Raw genomic sequence first — 19798 nt, forward strand, 5'->3', positions numbered from 1 at the left:
CCCGGCCCACCTGCGCCAAACGCTTGCCCCGGTCTTCGTGGCCATGAATGCGCCGCTTCCGCGAACGCGTTGACACCCCCGCCATGGCTGCCGAACATGCGGGGCTCCTGTCCCACCCCTGCGGAGATTCCCCATGCGCCTGCCCGTCGGCCTGCTGGCCGCTTCGATCGCGTTCGCCCTCACCGCCTGCGGCGGCGGCCAGCCGTCTTCCGACACCGCAGCAACGCCGGCGGCCACGCCTGTAGCGCCCGCTCCGTCCAAGGTGCTGCACATCTACAACTGGTCGGACTACGTCGCCGAAGACACCATCGCCAAGTTCGAGCAGCGCACCGGCATCAAGGTGGTCTATGACGTCTACAGCGAGAACGAGGTCTTGGAAGCCAAGCTGATGGCCGGCGGCTCCGGCTACGACCTGGTTTTTCCCTCGCTGCGCCCCTTCGCCGAGCGTCACGTCAGCGCCGGGCTGTACCAGCCCATCGACCGCGCGCTGCTGACGAACTACGGCAACCTCGATCCGCAGCTGCTTGCCGGCATGACCGACGCCGACCCCGAGAACAAGCACCTCGTGCCCTACATGTGGGGCACCACGGGGCTCGGCATCAATGTCGCCAAGGTGCGCGAGGCCCTGGGCCCTGACGTGGCGCTGGATTCCTGGAGCCTGCTGTTCGACCCGGCCAACGCCGAGAAGCTGGCCGGCTGCGGCATCAGTGTCCTCGACGACGAGCAGGAGGCCTTTTCGGCCGCGCTCATCTGGAAGGGCCGCGACCCCAACCGCACCGACGGCGACGAGATCGAGACCGTGCAGCAGGTGTTCGCTGGCATCCGCCCGCATATCCGCAGCTTCAATAATTCGCAGTACATCAACGACCTCGCCACCGGCGAAACCTGCATCGCTGTGGGCTACTCGGGCGATGTCGCCCAAGCGGCGGCGCGCGCCGAGGAAGCCGGCACCGGGCTCGAAATCCAGTACGTCATTCCGAAAGAGGGTGCGGTGCGCTGGTTCGACGTCATGGCGATTCCCACCGACGCGCCCCATGTCGACAGCGCCCATGCTTTCATCAACTACGTGCTGGAGCCCGAAGTCATCGCCGGCATCTCCAACTACGTCGCCTACGCCAATCCCAACACGGCCTCCAAGCCCCTGCTGGATGAGGCCGTGCGCAACGACCCGGGCATCTATCCATCGGACGAAGTGATGGCCAAGCTGGTCGATCCGAAGCGCTTGCCGGATGACGCCCAGCAGGCGCGCGTGCGCGCCTGGACGCAGATCAAGTCGGGGCGCTGAGCCCGCGCTTGGCGCTCTGAAGCAGCGGCTCGCCCCTGGCGGCGAGCCGCCTTTCTTTCCTACGAGAGACCGAGCCCGCAATGGCCCAGCCCGGACGCAAGCAGGCCCCGATCGAACCCTGGCAGCAGCCGGATGCGCAGCCGTTCCTGCGCATCGAGGGTGTTACCAAGACCTTCGGCAAGACGTATGCGGTCGACGACGTCAGTCTGAACGTCTATCAGGGCGAGTTCTTCTCGCTGCTCGGCGGCTCGGGCTGCGGCAAGTCGACCCTGCTGCGCATCCTCGCCGGGCTGGAGACCGCCGACCGCGGGCGCATCCTGCTGGGCGATCGCGACATCACCGACCTGCCGCCCTACGAGCGGCCGGTCAACATGATGTTCCAGAGCTATGCGCTGTTCCCGCACATGAGCGTGGAGCAGAACATCGCCTTCGGCCTGCAGCAAGATCGCCTGTCCAAAGGCGAGATCCGCGATCGCGTGGCCAGCATGCTGGAGCTGGTCAAGCTGCAGGATTTCGGGCGCCGCAAGCCGGATCAGCTTTCCGGCGGACAGCGCCAGCGCGTCGCGCTCGCGCGTGCGCTGGCCAAACAGCCGAAGCTGCTCTTGCTCGACGAGCCCTTGGGCGCGCTAGACCGCAAGCTGCGTGAGCATACCCAGTTCGAGCTGGTCGGCATCCAGGAGCGCGTGGGCGTCACCTTCATCACCGTCACCCACGACCAGGAGGAGGCCATGACCATGTCCTCGCGCGTCGCCGTGATGGACGCCGGGCGCATCGTGCAGGTGGCCACGCCCGCCCAGCTCTACGAGTTTCCGGCGAATCGGCTGGTGGCCGAGTTCATTGGCGCGGTGAACATTTTCGAAGGCCGCGTCTCGGCGCAGCGCGATGAGGAACTGGAATTTGCCTGCGAGAAGCTGGGCGGCGAGTTCCTGATGTGGCATTCCGATCCGCTGCCGATAGGCACGCCGGTGGCGGTGGCGGTGCGGCCGGAGAAGATCAGCGTGCACGATGCGCCGCCGTCCGACCGCCGCAACTGGGCGCGCGGGCGGGTGGTGGAGATCGCCTATCTCGGCGACGTATCGATCTACCACGTCGCCACCGAGCACGGCCAGGTCGTGCGCGTGCAGATCACCCACGAGGCCCGCTACGAGCGCCCGCACTACAGCTGGGACGACGAGCTGTATCTGAGCTGGGACCCGGATGATGGCGTGGTGTTGACCAATTGAGCATGAGGACTGCCATGGCGGCTCGTTCGGGTGTCCATCGCGCTGGTTGGCTTGCGCGTGAGGCGAGCGCAAGCCTCATGTCCGGCGAGATTTGGGCGGCTTGGGTGTGGGGCGGTGTGCAGGCCATGGTGGGTCAAGACCCACCCTATGGATGTCTGCGGGTGGGTCAAGACCCACGCCACGGAGGTCTGCGGGTGGGTCAAGACCCACGCCACGGAGGTCTGCGGGTGGGTCAAGACCCACCCTGTGCAGGCTTCGAAGGGGTAGGGCCAGGCGCAGACGGCGCCTCTCTCACTTCTCACTTCTCTGCACTCACTCCCATCGTCCCGCCACTCGTCCCTCGTTCCTCCGCACTCTTTCCTTTCCAAAACCGGAGCGCTGCGAAGGCGCTGTGCCCAAGCCCAGCCGATCCGCGCCTCAGGTCGGAGGGCTCGGCATGAGCAGTGGCGGCGGCTTCAACTGGCTGAGCCTGTGGTACCAGGTCTTTCTCGGCGTCTATCAGCGCATCGGCCTGCTCGGCCGCGAGCTGCGACAGCGGCGCGGGCGGATCTTCGTGGCCGGCGTGCCCATGCTGTGGCTGGGCGTGTTCTTCCTGGTGCCCTTCCTGATCCTCGCCAAGATCAGCCTCACCGACCCGCTGCCGGGGGCGCGACCGCCCTACGGCGATTTGCTGAGCTGGGGTGAGGACTGGCGGCTCCAGCTCACTCTGAATCTCGGCAACTACCTGCAGCTGTTCGAAGACTCGCTGTATCTCGCGGCCTATCTCAATTCGCTGAAGATCGCCGCGATCTCGACCCTGATCGCGCTGGTGGTCGGGTATCCGATGGCCTACGGCATCGCCCGGGCCACGCCGCGCTGGCGCATGGTGCTGCTGATGCTGGTGATCCTGCCGTTCTGGACCAGTTTTCTCATCCGCATCTATGCCTGGATCGGCCTTCTGCGCAACAACGGCCTGATCAACCAGGCCCTGCAGTGGCTGGGCCTGATCGACGAGCCGCTGCGCCTGCTCAACACCGACTTCGCGGTCTACGTCGGGATCGTCTATTCCTATCTGCCCTTCATGGTGCTGCCGCTGGCGGCCAACCTGATGAAGCTCGACCGCCGGCTGCTGGAGGCCGCGTCCGATTTGGGCTGCCGCCCCATGCAGGCGTTCTGGCGCATCACCTTCCCGCTGTCGATGCCGGGCGTGATTGCCGGCTGCCTGCTGGTGTTCATCCCGGCGGTCGGCGAGTTCGTGATTCCTGATCTACTGGGCGGCTCGGACGCGCTGATGATCGGCAAGGTGCTGTGGACCGAGTTCTTCCACAACCGCAATTGGCCGGTGGCCTCGTCGGTGGCCATGGCCATGCTGATGCTGATCGTCATCCCGGTGCTGCTGTTCGAGCACGTGCAGAACCGGCGCGCCGAGAAGGAGGCGAAGGGGTGAGAGCGGGGATTGGGGATTGGGGATTCGGGATTCGCGAAGCCTCGGCTTGCGTCGAGCTCTCGCTTTGCGGCCATAGGGTGGGTCTTGACCCACCGGAGCTCGACGCTTGCCTCGGTGTGGCTGGCCATAGGGTGGGTCTTGACCCACCGGAGCTCGACGCTTGCCTCAGTGCGGCTGGTCATAGGGTGGGTCTTGACCCGCCGGAGCTCGACGCTTGCATCGGTGTGGCTGGTCATAGGGTGGGTCTTGACCCACCGGAGCTCGACGCTTGCCTCAGTGCGGCTGGTCATAGGGTGGGTCTTGACCCACCGGGGCTCGACGCTTGCCTCGGTGTGGCTGGCCATAGGGTGGGTCTTGACCCACCGGAGCTCGACGCTTGCCTCAGTGCGGCTGGTCATAGGGTGGGTCTTGACCCACCGAGGCTCGACGCTTGCGTCTCAGTAGCTCGTTTGCTCGTTTCTGGAGCTCGCGTGGGCCGCGGTTGCCGCGAACGATTGGATACCCGCATCTCGGGGCGGATTGACCGTCACGGTGGGTCAAGACCCACCCTATGCATGAGCGGAGCGTTGTCGACCCTCGGCAATCCCGAATCCCGAATCCCCAATCCCGCCTTGCCGCGTCAGCGGCAGGTGCACCGCCACGGTGGGTCAAGACCCACCCTATGCATGAGCGGAGCGTTGTCGACCTTCGGCAATCCCCAATCCCGAATCCCCAATCCCGTCTTGCCGCCCAAGCGGCAAGACCCGCGCGAAGCGCGCAAGGCATGAACCGCAAACCCTTCCTGCTGTTCACCGCGATGGCCTTCGGCTACGCGTTTCTGTACCTGCCCATCGTTTCGGTGATCGCCTACAGCTTCAACAGCTCGCGGCTGGTGACCGTCTGGGGCGGCTTTTCCACCGAGTGGTACGGCCGCCTGCTGCAGAACGAGCAGATCCTGCAGGCCGCCTGGCGCAGCCTGCTGATCGCCGCCACCGCGGCGACGCTGGCCGTGGTCATCGGGACCTTCGCTGGCACCGCGCTCACGCGGCTGGGGCGCTTTCGCGCGCGACCGCTGCTTTCGATCATGACCTCCGCCCCTCTGGTCATGCCCGAGGTGATGCTGGGGCTTTCGGCCCTGCTGCTGTTCGTGTTCCTCCAGCAGCTCACCGGCTGGCCGGCGCAGCGCGGCTTCACCACCATCGCCATTGCCCACATCACCTTCTGCACGGCCTACGTCACCGTAGTGGTGCAGTCGCGCTTGGCGCAGATGGACGAAAGCCTCGAAGAGGCCGCCATGGATCTCGGTGCGCGGCCGTGGAAGGTGTTCTTCCTGATCACCCTGCCACAGATCTTTCCGGCGCTGATTGCCGGCTGGCTGCTCGCCTTCACCCTGTCAGTGGATGACCTCGTGGTCGCCAGCTTCGTCTCCGGCCCCGGCAGCAGCACCCTGCCGATGGTGGTCTATTCCAAGGTCAAGTTCGGCATCACGCCCGAGATCAATGCACTCGCCACCCTGATCATCCTGTTCGTGACTACTGCGATCGTGATCGCGGGCTGGTTGATGCATCGGGGCGAACGACGGGAGTAAAGTGCTGACTTCAACTCGCCGCACTCACATCAGTCCTCGAACTGGCATTTCCTCTCTTCGTTCTGGTCATTGAGACCCAACCATGTCGAATTCAAACCGAATCTCTTTCGATCGCTTGCACGCCTTGGCTTTGGCGACTTGCTGTGCGCTGGGTCTGAGCGCGTCCTTCTCGCTACAGGCGGCATCCGAGCAGACTCTGCAGAGTTATGCAGAAGCCGTTGATTTCCTTGATCGTTGGCATGGTGACAGGGAGATGCTCGACGCCGCCCATGAACGCCTAACTGAGCTGTTGATTGACGCGCCTGACTTCGCGCCGGCACACGTCGAAATGGCGCGCTGGTACCTGATGAACTCGCAGAACTACCCCGCCGCACTGCGGTCTTTGGAGCGGGCCGAGGCGCTTGATCCGGAGTTCCCAGGCATTTTTGTGCTGAGAGGCTACGTTTTCGAGCGTCAGAATCGCCTCGACGAGGCTTTGCAGCAGCTGGATCGCGCGGAAGCGATCGGAACCGACAACCCTTGGCTGCCGTTGAATCGGGCGGCCGTGCTCGCAAAGCTTGGTCGCGATGCCGAGGCGTTGCCGCTGTACGAGTCGGTGCTCGAAGGCCACTTGGACGACCCGAAAGCCTGGCCCACGGCGAAGGCGCGGGCCATCGAACTTCACGAGCGCGCGGCTAACCTCGACGCAGCCGAGGCCGTGCTCTTGCGTGCCAAAGCGCTAAAGCCTGACGATCTGGGAGAGGCTGCCAGCTATTGGTACTGGTTGAGCGCTCGGAATCGTCTCGACGAGGCCTTGGCCATGGTGCGCGAAGCTAGGAAGCGCTGGAGCGCCCCCGAGCTTGCCCACGACGAGTTCTCCTTGCATCTTGAGATAGCCCGCCAGCTGCTTGCTGTGGACCGCGATGCTTCGCGCGCTGCGTTTCAGGAAGCTTCGCGGATTGGCGCGCAGCTCAACACGATTGATGCTCCGAACTTCGAAGAATGGGCCAGAATGCAGGAGGCTCAGAGCAGAGACCAAGTGCGATAGCGGCGCAGGTACACCGATCCGTCGAGGACGCAGTTTTTGGTCGTGGCTTGTTGGGCCGTCGCGCTTGCGATGACTTTCGCGGGCAAGTCGTCGGTCTCGCGATCAAAGCGAAGCGCCACTACGATGTCGAGTCCTGAATGCATCCTCGGGTTTGGGTTCGGCCGCAAGGCTTGGGCACTAGGAGGAGACGCAGCTGCACGCGAGCGAGTAGCGGCCGAGCTCCGTCGGGCGGGCTCGAGAGCCGAGTCGAGAACGTTCGATGCTCGGCACCCAAGGTTCGGTCAATCCGCCCGCCCAGCGAACTCACCCGTGCTGGTGCTGACCAGGATGCGCTCGCCGTTGGTGATGTACTCCGGCACCTGGATCTCGATGCCGGTCGAGAGCTTGGCCGGCTTGGGGCGCTTGGTGGCGGTGGCGCCCTTCATTTCGGGGGCGGTCTCCACCACCTCCAGCACCACGCTCGGCGGCAGCTGCAGGGCCACGGGCTGGTCGTCGATGACCGCGACGTAGCAGTTCTCCAGGCCGTCGGTGATGTAGCCCGCGGCCTCGCCGACGACGTCGGCGTCGAGCTGGTAGCTGGTGTAGTCCTCGCTGTCGAGGAAGACGAAGGCCTCGCCGTCCTTGTACGAGAAGGTGGCCTGGCGACGCACGAGGTCCAGCTCCTTCAGGTCGTCGTCGGCGCGCAGGCTGAGGTCGTACTTGGCGCCGCCGGGAATGCTGTACAGGGTGAAGCGGAAGGTGACGTTGCCGCCGCGGGCGGTGGGGGCGCTGCGCTCGATGTCGCGCACCTGGTAGACCGTGCCGTTGTGTTCTACGACGTTGCCCTTCTTGACTTCATTGGCCTTCATGACGCGCGTTCCGAGAGGTGAGAGGGCGCGCATTCTCGCCGATTGCGGCCCAGTGCCCAAGCCGAGCGCCGCCGCCGTGGTGCCGCGGCTGGCGAATCAGGCGTCTGCAGCCGCGGGACAGGCAGTCGCGTCCAATGCGAAGGCTTCCGGCGTCTGCACGCCGAACAGCCCGTGCCTGCGAAGCCGGCGATCCAGCTCCAGCAGCGCCTGATCGCGGCTCAGCAGCTGCTGCGCACCGCCGCGCAGCGCCAGCTGCAGAAACTTCTGGTCATCCGGATCGCGGCAGCGCGGCAGCGGAGGCATGGGCGCACTCGGCGCCGGCTGCCAGCGGCAGAGCGCCCGCTGTCGCAGGCACAGCTGATCCCGTTGCGTAGCGTCGAGCTGAAGCGTCGGATAGGTGAGCACGCGCGCCCATTCGGCGTGACAGTCGGCGTCGATCAGCAGCTCTACGCGGGCCTCCGCAATGGCGGCGCCAAGCGCGCTGCAGCGCGGGTCGGCGAAGACCAGCAGGTCCAGCCAGACGTTGGTGTCGAGCACGAGGCGAGGGGGCGGGGCAGGGGTGGGCATGGGGCGGCAGTCTGGCATTGCTCGCAGTCCGTGCGGCGCTGCCGCGGCATCGCGGAGCCCTGAGGCTGCCGCTCGCGGGCGTGCGCACGGCGCCGTGCTGCGCTGCAAATTGACACCGGTGGCATGCTGGTCGAGCCTGCCGGTGCAGCAGGCGGAGAGCCGACTGCTGAGGCGGCATGGGGGTTGGGGAAGAGAGAAATCAATCGTTTGGGCTCGTCTGGGCCGGGCGGCCCGCGGGCGCTGCCTGGCGCACTGGGCGGAGCGACGCGCTGATCTCTTGCTGACACCGGTGGCGCGCCGAAGGCACCCAACCCACAGGAGGCGAGTCGCTATGGCAAGGCAGTTCTGTTCGCGGTGGATGCGCTTGATCGCTGCGGGGGCGCTGGGGCTGGGCGCGGTCACGGCCCAGGCGCAGCAGACACTGCCCTTCGCCGAAGACTTCGACAGCGCGACTACAGCGACCTTCCGCACGGCCGCCTACCGCGCTTTGCCCGGGGCGCCAAGCACGCCCATGTACCACGCCCTGGGCGGCGCCAGCGCCATCCAGATCGTCGACGGCGCGCTCAGCTTCGTCGGTGCGCGCTTCACCATCGGCAACACCCAGCCGACGGTGGTCAGCACCACGACCACCTCGCCGCCGGGCATCTTCAATCTGTCGCAGACCTACACCGTGTCGTTCTGCGTGCTGCAGGCCTCGGGCGTTGGCAATCTGCAGCTGTACGTCGACAACAACACCACGGGTGCCGCCAATTCGCCCTTCGGCCAGGCTTCGCGCCTGCTCAACCTGCCGGCCTCGGGCATCGCCGCGCGCAGCGTGGTTTCGGTGACCTCCAGCGTCGGCACCCCCACGTCCTTCCTCTACCTGCGCACCGAGAGCGGCGCGACGGTCAGCCTCGACAACTTCCGCGTCGATGCCGGCAGCACCGCGACCGCCACCTGTCCGGCGCCCGGTCAGGCGTCGGTCGCGCTGGATCCGCCGGCGCTGAGCTGGACCGCGCAGGCCGGCTCGCCCGCCTACGTGGTCAACGTCACCGCGTTGAACGCCAGCGGCGGCGCCGACACCTTCGGTGTGGTCTCCAGCGCGCCCGCGGTGGTCAGCGTGGGCGTGAGCGGCAGCCAGGTGAGCCTGTCGCCGCTCAGTGCGGGCACCGCCAGCATCACCTTCAGCAGCGGCTCCGATCCCAGCGTGACTCGCGTGCTGCAGGCGACCGTGCTGGCGGAATCGACCACGGTCTACAACCTGACCGGCGTGGTTCAGCCGGCGGCGCTGAGCGCCGGGGTACACGTCGACACGCGGCTGCGTCTGCAGTTCGACAGCGCGCCCGCGCTCGGCAGCGGCGGCAGCATCCGCATCCACCGCTGGAGCGATGACGCGCTGGTCGATACCTTGCCGCTCAGCGGCGATGTCGATGCGCTCGGCTTTCCGGGGCAGGACCGCGTGCGCGTGGTCAACCGCAGCGCGCTGCGGGTGGACGGCAGCCGCGTCACCCTGTTCCCCCACAGTCACGCGCTGGCGCCGAACACCGAGTACTACGTGGTCGTCGACAACGGCGTGTTCAAGGGCACCAGCTTGAACGGCACGGCCTTCGACGGCATCGGCCGCTCCGCGGGCTGGCGCTTCACCACCGGCGCGCTGCCGGCTGCTGCCGCGGTGCTGCGCGTTGACGATGACGGCCCGGCCGACTTCCGCACCGTGCAGCGCGCCATCGACCATGCGTCGGCGAGTTTTCCGGGCGCAGAGCCGGTGCGTATCGAGATCGCCGAGGGTGACTACGAAGAGCTGCTCTACCTGCGCGGCAAGTCCAACCTGAGCCTGCGCGGTGACAGCCGCGACGGCGTGCGCATCCACTACCGCAACTCGGAGGCGCGCAACCCGGGCTCCGGCACCAGCCGTCCTCCCGGCGCGGGACCGGCCAACGGCGGGCGCGCGGTGTGGCTGATCGAGAACGCCGACGGGCTGCGCATCGAACAGCTCAGCCTGCGCAACACCACCCTGCGCTCGGCCGCACCGAGCCAGGCCGAAACCCTGTACTTCAACAGCAGCGATGGCAGCCATCGACTGGTGGCCGAGCGGGCAGCGTTCTACAGCGAGCAGGACACCCTGCAGCTGAAGGGCTACGCCTGGTTCTACCGCTGTCTGGTCGAGGGCAACGTCGACTTCATCTGGGGTGGCAACAAGGTCAGCCTGTTCGAGGAGTCCGAGATCCGCAGCGTGGGTGACACCACCAATGCCAGCAACGGCGGCTATGTGCTGCAGGCGCGCACGGTCGAGGCCAGCGACAAGGGCTTCGTGTTCCTGAACAGCGTGCTGACGCGCGGCCCCGGCCCCGGCCCGCAGGCCTCCGTGCCCCCAGATGGCGCCAGCTATCTCGCGCGCAGCGGCGGCAGCCCGAGCTATTTCGACAACGTGGTGTTCGTGAACAACCGGATGGGGCCGCACATCGCCAGCATCGGCTGGGCGGGCGCGGGCATCAACGGCCAGCCCTCGCCCAACCCCGCGGTGCCAACGGCCACCAGCGGCTGGCGCGAGTTCGGCAGCGCCACGCTGGCGGGCGCGCCGATCGATCTCTCGCTGCGGCAGACGGGCTTCCCATTGAGCGCCCAGGAAGTCGCCGCCGAGTTTGCGACGCGCGCGCTGGTGTTCCGGGCCTATGCCGGCGGGCAGGGCTGGAACCCCGAGCCCAGCTTCGGCGATGCCCTGTTCGCGAACGGCTTCGAGGCACCGTAGCCGGCGCACCCGCCGCAGTTCGCCCTTGAGGCAAGGCTGAAGCGTTCAGCCTTGCCGCGCCATGGCGGGCGCGCTCGCGGATCACGCACGTCAGCGCTTGATCCGGCGGAAGCGAGTCCGCACCCGCGCCGGACACGCGGCTACGTATCGCATCCACGATGGGCTTGATCCGTGTTGCCTCAAGTCAACACGGATCACGTCCAGGATCGACCGGATCCGGTGTGTCCTACTCCGCCGGGCCGTGGGTCGGAATCGCGAGCAGGGGCGCCGGCGGGCGCTCGCTGGTGATCCAAAGGCTGCGCCCGTCAGCTGCGAAGGCGATTGCCTCCGCCTGCGCCAGCCAGCCGAAGGCGATCGGCAGCGGCGCACGCGCCACGGCCGAGCCCCAGCCCTCGTTCGCACTGCGCGTGTAGAGATAGGCGCGCCGATAGTTGAGTACCGCCAGTCGCAGCCCGTCTGTGGAAAGGTCCGCGCCTGTGATCTGCGCGCGATAGCGGCCAAAGCGCGGGTTGCCGCTCAGCTCCAGCGCGCTGGGCGGCTCGATGCCGCTGAGCGTGCCGATGCGTTGCGCCGTCTGCAGGGCAGTGTTCGGGCCCAGCGGCAGCACGAACAGTTCGGGCGGCGTGCGCTTCTTCGAGATCAGCAGCACTTCGCGCGCCTGCGCATCCACCGCCACCGCCTCCACATCGCGCGGGCCGTCGGGCCAGCGCAGCCGCTGCACCCAGGCGGGCTTCAGCTGTGCGTCGACGACGCGCTCGGGTTCGGCAATCACCACCAGTTCGACGTCGCCGCGCAGGCCGCCGTTGTCGCCGGTGTCGGCGATCAGCAGGTAGGCCGTCCCGTCCAGCTCGAAGGCCGCCATGTCCTCGAAGTCGCGGCCCGCCACGCCTTCGATCTGCAGCGTCGCGCGATGGCGGCCGCGCGTGTCGATCGCATGCACCTGCGCAGCGTAGCCGCTGTCGTTGTGAACCCACAGCACCTCGGCATGGCGGCGCGAGGCGGCGATGCCGCTGATCTCGCCCAGGCGTGCGTCCCGCACCAGCCCCGCAATGCGGGGCGTGTCCTGGGCCTGCGCTGCAATGCCTGCCGGCGTGTCGAGCGCCTTCGACAGGCAGGGGCAGAGCGCCGCCACGGCCAGCATCAGCGCGCGCGGCCCGTGCCGACGCACGGCCGCTCGCCGTGCCTGCGGCAGAGGCAGAGGCCGAGACTGCGGCAGAGGCAGCGGCAGAGAGTCTGAGAGCGACTCAGCCCCGCGTCGCAGTTCAGGTGTTCTCGGAGAAACCCTCGCTCGTGCCCGCACGCTCTTTGTAGGAGCCTGCTTGCAGGCGACCGCAGCCTGCGCCCGGCATCCCGCCTGCGGGTCGCGAGCAGGCTCGTTCCCGCACACAGCAGGCCTTGGCAGAGCAACGACGGCATGTGCCCCGGCGAGGCGTCTGCTTCTTGAGAGAGGACCGTCCGTAGTCATGGCGCGAAAGTGTGCCAGAGGGTCGGCGGCTACACTGTGCGCCGCCCTCACTTTGATCGGAGTCGCCCCATGCCCGCTGCCATTCGCCTTGGTACCCCCCTGTCGCCCGGCGCCAACCGCGTGCTGCTGCTGGGCTCGGGAGAACTGGGTAAGGAGGTCGTCATCGAGCTGCAGCGGCTCGGCGTGGAAGTGATCGCCGCCGACCGCTACGCCGACGCCCCGGCCATGCAGGTGGCGCATCGCAGCCACGTGCTCGACATGCTCGATCCGCTCGCGCTGCGCGCCCTGATCGCGAAGGAGCAGCCGCATCTGGTGGTGCCCGAAATCGAGGCGATCCACACCCAGACCCTCGTCGAACTGGAAGCCGAAGGCCTGCGGGTGATCCCCACCGCGCGCGCCGCACGCTTGACCATGGACCGCGAAGGCATCCGTCGCCTCGCCGCGGAAGAGCTCGGCCTGCCGACCTCGCCGTATCGCTTCGTCGATAGCGAGGCCGAGTTCCGCGAGGCCGTCGCCGCGATCGGTCTACCCTGCGTGGTCAAGCCGCTGATGTCGTCCTCGGGCAAGGGCCAGAGCACCCTGCGCAACGCGTCTGACCTCGGCCCCGCCTGGGCCTATGCGCAGGAAGGTGGCCGCGCCGGCGCGGGCCGCTGCATCGTCGAAGGTTTCATCGACTTCGAGTACGAGATCACCCTGCTGACCGTCCGCCATCGCGATGGCACGAGCTTCTGCGCGCCGATCGGTCATCTGCAGATCGACGGCGACTACCGCGAGAGCTGGCAGCCGCAGCCGATGTCCGCGGTCGCACTGGCACGCTCTGAGGACATCGCACGCGCGATCACCGATGCGCTCGGCGGCTGGGGTCTGTTCGGCGTTGAACTGTTCGTGCGCGGCGATCAAGTGTGGTTCTCGGAGGTCTCACCGCGCCCGCACGACACCGGCCTTGTCACACTCATCTCGCAGGAGCAGAGCGAGTTCGCCCTGCACGCGCGCGCCATCCTTGGCTTGCCCATCCCTTGCATCGATGCACTCGGCCCTTCGGCCTCGGTCGCCCTGCTGGCCGAAGGCTACGGCGTGCCCGAGTTCAGCGGCCTCGAAGATGCACTCGCGCAGCCGCAGACCGGCCTGCGCCTGTTCGGCAAACCGCGCGTGGCGGGCAAGCGCCGAGTGGCCGTCGCGCTGGCGCGGGGTAGCGATGTCGAAACCGCCCGCGCGCGGGCCCGAGAAGTGGCTGGGGCGCTGACGGTTCGCCTCGTCTAGCGTCGGGCGCGGTCGTGCGGGAGCGGTGCGCCCCGGCCCGCCACGCCCCAAAAACCAGCGCGCTTGACAACCACGCCCATAGGCTGGGTCTCGACCCACCGCCCCTCTGGCACAAGATTCGCCCACCCCGCCACGCCCCGAAACCCAGCGCGCTCGGCAAGCACGCCCATAGGGTGGGTCTCGACCCACCGCCCCTCAGGCACAAGATTCGCCCGGCCCGCCACGCGCCCAAACCCCAACGCGCTCGGCAAGCGCGCCCATAGGGTGGGTCTCGACCCACCGCCCCTCAGGCACACCATGCGCCGCGGCCCGCAACACCCCCAAGCCCCGCGCTTGGCACGCTTTTCCATAGGGTGGGTCTCGACCCACCGCCCCTCAGGCACACGACGCGCCGCGGCCCGCAACGCCCCCAAGCCGCGCGCGCTTGGAGCATCCTCACAAAGCCGCTACAGTTCCGCGCTGTCCGCTTCCCCTTACGTCCCCGCGGCCACTTCCGGAGTCTTGCCATGTCCCTGCGCGCCCTTGCCGCCGCCGCGCTGTGCCTGCTGCTCAGCGCCTGCGCCACCACGCCCGATGGCCGCAGCCAGGTGATGATGGTGTCCAATGCCCAGGTCAACCAGATGGGCATCACCGCCTTCGAGCAGATGAAGGCCAAGGACAAGACCAGCACTGTGCCCGCACGTAGCGCCTACGCGCAGTGCATCGTCGACGCCCTGGTGCGCGAACTGCCGCCCGAGTGGCAGCGCCTCGACTGGGAAGCGCAAGCCTTCGCCATCGCCGAGCCGAACGCCTTCGCCCTGCCGGGCGGCAAGGTGGGCGTCAACACCGGCCTGCTGCGCATCGCCGATACCCCGGACAAGCTGGCCGCCGTGCTCGGCCACGAAATTGCCCACGTGGTCTACCGCCATGCCGGCGAGCGCATCAGCCAGCAGCAGCTCGCGCAGACGGGGCTGGCCCTCGCCGGCGCCTACGCCGGCCGCAGCGCCTCACCCGAGCAGGTCAACCTGATGGTGGCCGCACTCGGCGCCGGCGCCCAGGTGGGCGTGCTGCTGCCGTTCTCGCGCAAGCACGAAACCGAAGCCGACGTGTACGGCCAGCGTCTGATGGCCCAAGCCGGCTTCGACCCGCAGGCCGCGGTCGAACTCTGGCAAGCCATGCAGAGCGCCACCGGCAGCGAAGGCCGGCCACCGCGGTTTCTGTCGACGCACCCGGATCCAGAAGGCCGGATCCGGGCCTTGAGCGATTTCGCCCCCGGTTTACGTGATGTGTACGAGCAGGCGCGGCGGGCGGAGCGTCGCCCAGCCTGCGACTAAGTGTAGGGTCCCGGACGAATACATCCTGCATCGTCGGTCAGCACTGCTGATCGGCCGCGAGGTTCTGGTTGGCCTTCTGTCCGACCTCTCCACGCCGAGCATTGCATTAACATCCGCCTGCACAAGAACGCCCGAACAACGCCTGCGATCCGCCGCGAGATCCAGGCGGCGACGGGCAGCGACTACGAGCTGGCAGAGCGCTTTGGCGTCACCCGACAGACCATTCGCAAGTGGCGCAAGCGGACCACACAGGACGACTTCAGCCACACCGCTCACCGGCTTCAGACCACGTTGAACGCCGGGCAAGAGGAACTCGTGGTGGAGTTGCGCAAGACGCTCCGGCTGTCGCTGGATGACCTGCTTTCGGTGGTGCGTGAGTTCGTCCACGCGAGCATGAGCCGCTCCGCACTGGATCGCCTGCTGCGTCGTCGCGGCGTGTCGCGCCTGCCGCTGGAAGAGGCGCCTGCGCGCCCCACGAAGGCCTTCAAGGCCTACGAGCCGGGCTACCTGCACATCGACGTCAAGTACCTGCCGCAGATGCCTGACGAGACGCAGCGCCGCTACCTGTTCGTTGCCATCGATCGCGCGACCCGCTGGGTCTACACCGAGATCCGCGCGAACAAGACGGCGGCTTCAGCGCGGCGCTTCTTGAAGGCACTGCATGCACGTTGTCCGCTCAAGATTCGCTGTGTTCTGACGGACAACGGAAAGGAGTTCACGGACCGCCTGTTCGGGGTTAGCAAGCGTGCAGAGAGCGGCACCCATGAGTTCGACGTCTTCTGCACGGCACTTGGCATCGAGCATCGCCTGACGCGCCCGAAGAGCCCCCAGACGAACGGAATGGTCGAGCGCTTCAACGGCCGGATCTCGCATGTGCTCAACACCAACCGCTTCGAGTCAGGCGAGGGCTTGGAGCAGACCCTCGGCCGCTACGTCTGGCTCTACAACCACCACTTGCCGCAGAAGGCGCTGAACCACGAGACTCCGATTCAGGCGCTGAAGCGCTGGCAATCCACCCCCCCCTCCGGAACTCTTCGCTAGGCAGGTGTGTGATCGTCCGGGACCTGGCAGCTATCCGGCAGTGATGGGGCAGGCTGAGCCTCTGCCTGGCTTGGCTGCCGATCGCACCCTGTCGCTGTTCGGCAGCGAGCGGGCTTCGGCCCGTTCGGCTTTCGCGCGCTTCGTCGCGGAGGGCGTCGGCCAAGCCTTCGAGCCTGAAGTGCAAGCGCAGAGCTTTCTGGGCGACGAGAATTTCGTCGCGAAGGTGGCGAACGAAGTCGAGCCTGTCTCCCCCGAAGTCCCCCGCCGCCAGCGCCTCGCGCCTTGGTTGCGCCAGATGGAAGCGGAAGCCGAGAACCGCAACGCCGCCATCCGCCGCGCCTACGCTACCGGTGCGTATACATTGCCTTGGGCGAGATCGGTGCACACTTCGGCCTGACGCGACGATCAGTCGGATCGCGCGGGAGCGGCAGGGGGATGATGTGGCAGAACACCCTGACCCAGGCTTTGCTTTGGGTTGCTCAAGACCCACCCAAGTCAGTAGTCGCAAGCGTCGGGGCGGTGGTGGGTCAGGCCCGCCGTGCGTGGGCGTCGCAAGCGTCAGGGCTTTGGTGGGCCAGGGCCCACCCGGTGGCGCTACCTCATGATTCGGCGCGGCGGGTTCAGCGGCAGCAGGGATCCGCCTGCGCACAGCCACAGCCGATCGCCGGGTGTTGGCTGCAGCGCGAAGCCGCCGGTGAAGGCGCTGAAGGCGGGCAGCATCAGGCGCTGATCGCGCAGCCAGAATGCAGGCAGGCGGGGCGGCAGGCCGGGCTGGCGCAGGCGCAGCACGGGATGCAGGTGTCCGCACAGCACCAGCGAAGGCGCTGTTGAGCTGGGTTCTGCAAGGTTGCCTTCGGGGGAATCATGGTGCAGGCGCAGCGGTCCGCACGCGGTGCCTTCCGGCAGCAGCTCCACGCCCTCGAAATCGCCCGCACCGCGCAGCGCACGATCGTGGTTGCCGAGCACGGCCGCGAAGCGCTGGCCAGTATGGCGATCGAGGAAGTCGCGCCACTGCTGGCGCCAGTGCGCGTCCTCGGGCAAGGGGCCGTGGATCAGATCGCCCAGCACGATGACGTGCGCGGGTTGGTGATGTTCGATCAGCGCGGACAGCCGCTCGAGATCCTGGGCGGTGCCGCCGGCGGGCAGGGCGATGCCGGCGCGGCGGAAGGCATCGCCCTTGCCGAGATGCAGGTCGGCGAGCAGCAGGGTGCTGAGTGCGGGTACGTACACCGCGCGCTCGGGCAGCAGTTCAAGCCGTAGGCCGCCCAGCGCCAGCCCAGCGGATCGGCCTTCCGTCGCGCCGCTTTCTGTTCCTTCAGGGCGCATGGGTGCCGCCGTCCTCGGAGAGATCCACCGCGCACGCCTCGGCCGCCGTCCGTTGGGGGCGCGTGGTGCTGGGTCCGCGCGCAGGCCGGTTGGCGCGCGCTTCGAGCGCATCCGCCGCGCGCTCGATGCGGGTGCGCCAGTCCTCGCTGCTGAGCGCGCCCTTCTGTGTCTCGGCCCACAGCGGAAACGACAGCGGCGTCAGCGTGTCGGGGCGGCACAGCTGCAGGCGCTCACCGGCGATGCGTTCGAGCAGGGCGCCGAGCTGGGGCAGGGCGAGTTCGCCGTCCAGCACTTCGCGCTCGGCGAGCCTGAGCAGCAGATGCCCGGGATCGAACTGGCGCAGCACCTCGTAGATCAGGCTGCTGGAGGCCTGCAGCTGGCGCATCGAGCGCGCGGCGCGGCCGGGCTGGTTGGGCGGCAGCAGGCCGGCGATGCGGGCGATGTCGCGGAACTGACGCTTGGCCAGCTCTGCAAGATTGAGCGAGGCGCGCACATCGCGTTCGAGCTGCTCTGGCGACAACAGGCTGCGCAGCAGCGCCTCCTCGATATCGGCGCGCGGGGCGATGCCCAGCAGCAGGCCGTAGTCGTTGGCGGCGAAGCGCACGCTGGCGGCGCGCTGCTGCGCATAGCGCGCGGCCAGCAGCGCGGCCAGGCCTTCGTGCACCAGCCGCCCGGCGAACGGGTACAGGGCCAGCAGCAGGCCGCCGCGCTCGGGGATCACTTCGACCAGCAGCGCATCGCGCTTCGGCAGGGCCGACAGCCGCGACTGCAGGGCCAGCATCGGCCGCGCGGCCTGCATCTCCGCACTCGCGTGCGCCCCATCGGCCAGCAGCGCGCGGACCTCGGCGCCGAGCAGGGTCGACAGCGGCATGCGCCCGCCCATCCAGCGCGGCACGCTGCCGCGCGCGCCGCTGGCCGCGCCCACGTAGGCGGTCATGTCCTTGAGCCGCACCAGCTCCAGCAGCTTGCCGGCGAACAGGAAGACCTCGCCGGGGTTCAAGCGGCCGATGAAGCTCTCCTCGACCGCGCCGAGATCGCCGCCGCTGAGGTACTTCACCCGCAGCGCGCCGTCGCTGGTGATGGTGCCGATGGACAGCCGATGGCGCAGGGTCTGCCGCGGCTCGCGCAGCACGCGCCGATCGTCCTCGTCGCGTTCGACGCGGCGGAACTCGGGGTACTGCTGCAGTGCGCTGCCGCCGCGCTCGATGAAGTCGAGCACGGCCTCGAAGTCGCTGCGTTCGAGGCCGGCGAAGGCTGCGGTCGAACGCACTTCATCGAACGCAGACTCGGGCGCGAAGCCGCCGCCCGCGGCCAGGGTGACGAGATGCTGGGCCAGCACGTCGAGGCAGTGCTTCAGCGGCCGCCGTGCTTCGAGTTCGCCGCGCTCAAGCGCGCGGCGCGCGGCGGCGAACTCGACCAGCTCCAGGCCGTGCGTGGGCACGCAGAGCAGGCGCGACTGCAGGCCCGGCGCGTGGCCGGCGCGGCCTGCACGCTGCAGCAGGCGGGCGAGGCCCTTGGGGCTGCCGACCTGGATCACCTGATCGACCGCAGGAAAATCCACACCGAGGTCCAGACTTGAGGTCGCGACCACGCAGCGCAGGCGCTGCGCGCGCAAGCCCTCCTCGACCTGTTCGCGAATTGAAAGGTCGAGCGAGCCGTGGTGAAGCGCGAGCGTGGCCTCGTCTTCGAGCCACACCGCAGACAGCGCGCGGTGCCACAGCTCAGCCTGGGCGCGGGTGTTGGTGAACACCAGGCTGGAGCGTGCGGCGAAGATCCGCGGCAGCACTTGATCGAGCTGGGACAGGCCCAGATGGCCGGCGAAGGGAAAGCGTCGACCCTCGCGCGGCAGCACGGTGTCGATCTGTGGAGGCGGCTGATTCAGCGCCTGCGCCGAGACCTGGAGCAGCCGCGCGTTGGGCGACTGCGGGCACAGCGTGCGCAGGGCTTCGTCGGCATTGCCGAGGGTGGCCGACAGGCCCCAGCGGCGCAGCGTCGGATTCAGCGCCTGCAGGCGCGCGAGGCAAAGCTCCAGCAGCACGCCGCGCTTGCTGCCCAAGAGCTCGTGCCATTCGTCGACGACGACGGCGGACAGACCTGCAAGCACGTCGGCGGTGTCGGCGTAGCTCAGCAGCAGGGCCAGGCTTTCTGGCGTGGTGATCAGCACATCGCAGTCGCCGCGGCGCGCGCGGGCGCGCGCGCCGCTGCCGGAGTCGCCGGTGCGCAGCTCGATGCGCAGGTCGAGGCCAGCGCCTTTCGATGCATGGCCGAGCGCTTCGCGCGTATCGGCGGCCAGCGCCCGCAGCGGGGTGATCCACAGCCAGCGCAGACGTGGCTTGGGCAGGGGATTGCGCAGCGCTTCGATCAGCGCGCCGCCGAACACGGCCAGCGTCTTGCCGCTGCCGGTGGGGGCCAGCAGCAGGCCGGAGTCGCCCGCCTGCCAGGCGCGCCAGAGTTCGCGCTGGAACCCTTGCACCTGCCAGCCGCGCTGTTCGAAGAAGGCTTCGAGGCGCGCTTCCGCGGCGTGCGAGGGGAGCGCGTCGGGCGCGCTGTGCCGCGTGGATTTGAGCTTTGCGCGCGACATCAACGCAGCCCGCATAGGGTGGGTCTTGACCCACCGTTGCTTCGATCCTTCCGTCTGCTGCACAGGCATCGGCCGAGCGATCGCGCACCGAGCATGCGGGCGCTTGTTTGGACCGTGGCGAGGGTGGAGCTCCGGTGGGTC

The 19798-nt window shown here is 68.1% G+C and carries 15 protein-coding genes; 10 read left to right on the plus strand and 5 right to left on the minus strand.

Features of this window, described 5'->3' with window-relative positions:
• Nucleotides 1–133: 133 nt before the first annotated feature.
• From H4O13_03755 to H4O13_03775, 5 genes are all read left to right on the plus strand, one after another.
• Nucleotides 134–1285, plus strand: a complete 1152-nt coding sequence (locus tag H4O13_03755; GenBank protein ID MBE5314497.1) for a polyamine ABC transporter substrate-binding protein — start codon at nt 134–136, stop codon at nt 1283–1285.
• An 80-nt stretch (nt 1286–1365) separates the two neighbouring features.
• The gene (gene potA / locus H4O13_03760; protein ID MBE5314498.1) at nt 1366–2508 is read left to right on the plus strand and encodes a polyamine ABC transporter ATP-binding protein; all 1143 of its coding nucleotides are present in this window, start codon (nt 1366–1368) and stop codon (nt 2506–2508) included.
• A gap of 436 nt (nt 2509–2944) precedes the next feature.
• A complete protein-coding gene (locus H4O13_03765) occupies nt 2945–3934 on the plus strand; it encodes an ABC transporter permease subunit (protein MBE5314499.1) in 990 nt (329 codons plus the stop codon).
• A gap of 763 nt (nt 3935–4697) precedes the next feature.
• The gene (locus H4O13_03770) at nt 4698–5501 is read left to right on the plus strand and encodes an ABC transporter permease subunit (GenBank protein MBE5314500.1); all 804 of its coding nucleotides are present in this window, start codon (nt 4698–4700) and stop codon (nt 5499–5501) included.
• A gap of 82 nt (nt 5502–5583) precedes the next feature.
• Entirely contained in the window at nt 5584–6528 is a 945-nt protein-coding gene (locus H4O13_03775; GenBank protein ID MBE5314501.1) for a tetratricopeptide repeat protein, read from the plus strand.
• 281 nt (nt 6529–6809) lie between these two features.
• On the opposite strand, the gene yeiP is transcribed toward H4O13_03775, so the two are convergent.
• Both yeiP and H4O13_03785 read right to left on the minus strand, forming a co-directional pair.
• Nucleotides 6810–7376 carry an elongation factor P-like protein YeiP gene (gene yeiP / locus H4O13_03780; GenBank protein ID MBE5314502.1) on the minus strand — a complete coding sequence of 189 codons (567 nt, stop codon included), beginning with the start codon at nt 7374–7376 and terminating at the stop codon, nt 6810–6812.
• A gap of 96 nt (nt 7377–7472) precedes the next feature.
• Nucleotides 7473–7943, minus strand: coding sequence for a putative toxin-antitoxin system toxin component, PIN family (locus H4O13_03785; protein ID MBE5314503.1), 471 nt, complete (start codon nt 7941–7943; stop codon nt 7473–7475).
• Nucleotides 7944–8301: 358 nt separating this feature from the next.
• Between H4O13_03785 and H4O13_03790 the strand changes: the two genes are divergently transcribed.
• Complete coding sequence (locus H4O13_03790; GenBank protein MBE5314504.1) at nt 8302–10671, plus strand: Ig-like domain-containing protein; 2370 nt, start codon at nt 8302–8304, stop codon at nt 10669–10671.
• A gap of 226 nt (nt 10672–10897) precedes the next feature.
• Here H4O13_03790 and H4O13_03795 read toward each other — a convergent pair whose 3' ends face one another.
• Nucleotides 10898–11839: a hypothetical protein gene (locus tag H4O13_03795; GenBank protein MBE5314505.1), complete on the minus strand. Its 942-nt coding sequence runs from the start codon at nt 11837–11839 to the stop codon at nt 10898–10900.
• Between the two features lie 366 nt (nt 11840–12205).
• Here H4O13_03795 and purT point away from each other — a divergent pair, with 366 nt between their 5' ends.
• From purT to H4O13_03815, 4 genes are all read left to right on the plus strand, one after another.
• Nucleotides 12206–13396 carry a formate-dependent phosphoribosylglycinamide formyltransferase gene (gene purT / locus H4O13_03800; GenBank protein MBE5314506.1) on the plus strand — a complete coding sequence of 397 codons (1191 nt, stop codon included), beginning with the start codon at nt 12206–12208 and terminating at the stop codon, nt 13394–13396.
• A gap of 506 nt (nt 13397–13902) precedes the next feature.
• Complete coding sequence (locus tag H4O13_03805) at nt 13903–14709, plus strand: M48 family metallopeptidase (protein MBE5314507.1); 807 nt, start codon at nt 13903–13905, stop codon at nt 14707–14709.
• A 105-nt stretch (nt 14710–14814) separates the two neighbouring features.
• Nucleotides 14815–15750 carry an IS481 family transposase gene (locus H4O13_03810; GenBank protein MBE5314508.1) on the plus strand — a complete coding sequence of 312 codons (936 nt, stop codon included), beginning with the start codon at nt 14815–14817 and terminating at the stop codon, nt 15748–15750.
• A 70-nt stretch (nt 15751–15820) separates the two neighbouring features.
• A complete protein-coding gene (locus H4O13_03815) occupies nt 15821–16147 on the plus strand; it encodes a hypothetical protein (protein MBE5314509.1) in 327 nt (108 codons plus the stop codon).
• Nucleotides 16148–16344: 197 nt separating this feature from the next.
• Here the strand turns inward: H4O13_03815 and pdeM are convergent, their stop codons facing one another.
• Nucleotides 16345–17076 (minus strand): ligase-associated DNA damage response endonuclease PdeM, encoded by a 732-nt coding sequence (gene pdeM, locus H4O13_03820; protein MBE5314510.1) that lies wholly within the window; start codon nt 17074–17076, stop codon nt 16345–16347.
• Nucleotides 17066–19657 carry a ligase-associated DNA damage response DEXH box helicase gene (locus H4O13_03825; GenBank protein ID MBE5314511.1) on the minus strand — a complete coding sequence of 864 codons (2592 nt, stop codon included), beginning with the start codon at nt 19655–19657 and terminating at the stop codon, nt 17066–17068. The genes pdeM and H4O13_03825 overlap by 11 nt, the downstream gene beginning before the upstream one ends.
• Between the last annotated feature and the right edge of the window lie 141 nt (nt 19658–19798).

It is taken from the genome of Lysobacterales bacterium, from assembly GCA_014946745.1.
Taxonomy (GTDB): Bacteria; Pseudomonadota; Gammaproteobacteria; order Xanthomonadales; family Xanthomonadaceae; genus Aquimonas.

Bases quoted from the DNA above. Each gene is read 5' to 3' on its own strand.
- pdeM (MBE5314510.1), bottom strand. From the start codon at position 17,076: ATGCGCCCTGAAGGAACAGAAAGCGGCGCGACGGAAGGCCGATCCGCT.
- H4O13_03775 (MBE5314501.1), top strand. From the start codon at position 5,584: ATGTCGAATTCAAACCGAATCTCTTTCGATCGCTTGCACGCCTTGGCT.
- H4O13_03755 (MBE5314497.1), top strand. From the start codon at position 134: ATGCGCCTGCCCGTCGGCCTGCTGGCCGCTTCGATCGCGTTCGCCCTC.
- H4O13_03785 (MBE5314503.1), bottom strand. From the start codon at position 7,943: ATGCCCACCCCTGCCCCGCCCCCTCGCCTCGTGCTCGACACCAACGTC.
- purT (MBE5314506.1), top strand. From the start codon at position 12,206: ATGCCCGCTGCCATTCGCCTTGGTACCCCCCTGTCGCCCGGCGCCAAC.
- H4O13_03825 (MBE5314511.1), bottom strand. From the start codon at position 19,657: ATGTCGCGCGCAAAGCTCAAATCCACGCGGCACAGCGCGCCCGACGCG.
- H4O13_03765 (MBE5314499.1), top strand. From the start codon at position 2,945: ATGAGCAGTGGCGGCGGCTTCAACTGGCTGAGCCTGTGGTACCAGGTC.
- H4O13_03805 (MBE5314507.1), top strand. From the start codon at position 13,903: ATGTCCCTGCGCGCCCTTGCCGCCGCCGCGCTGTGCCTGCTGCTCAGC.
- yeiP (MBE5314502.1), bottom strand. From the start codon at position 7,376: ATGAAGGCCAATGAAGTCAAGAAGGGCAACGTCGTAGAACACAACGGC.
- H4O13_03770 (MBE5314500.1), top strand. From the start codon at position 4,698: ATGAACCGCAAACCCTTCCTGCTGTTCACCGCGATGGCCTTCGGCTAC.
- potA (MBE5314498.1), top strand. From the start codon at position 1,366: ATGGCCCAGCCCGGACGCAAGCAGGCCCCGATCGAACCCTGGCAGCAG.
- H4O13_03790 (MBE5314504.1), top strand. From the start codon at position 8,302: ATGCGCTTGATCGCTGCGGGGGCGCTGGGGCTGGGCGCGGTCACGGCC.